Source organism: Pseudophaeobacter profundi, from assembly GCF_029697505.1.
Classification (GTDB): Bacteria; Pseudomonadota; Alphaproteobacteria; order Rhodobacterales; family Rhodobacteraceae; genus Pseudophaeobacter; species Pseudophaeobacter profundi.
Map to the genome: position 1 here is coordinate 1 of NZ_JARJEF010000200.1, position 279 is coordinate 279.

The 279-nt window shown below is 29.7% G+C and carries 1 protein-coding gene; it reads left to right on the forward strand.

The annotated features are described in order from the left end of the window. Positions 1 to 70: 70 nt before the first annotated feature. On the forward strand, positions 71 to 279 hold a 209-nt coding region (locus P2081_RS20740), incomplete at its 3' end, for a hypothetical protein (RefSeq protein WP_278924677.1).

Sequence of the window (279 nt, forward strand, 5' to 3'; positions counted from 1 at the left end):
TGATAAGTTAAAACTTTCTTCTAGTTTAATAATCCTATAAATTATATAGGTACCTCACTTGGAATGCAATGTGGATGTAAGTAGTCTGGATATAAGCAAAAACCTGGAACATAAAAAAGTACAAAACAAGCAAGTCCCAGAGATAAGAAAAGAAGAAATCAAAGAAAATACTTTTGTCAGAGTTCAACATGGAAAGAAACAGGAAGATAATAAAAAACATAAACTTACAAGTTTGCAAGACAATCAAAATAAAGGGATCAACAATACAGCATATCTAAC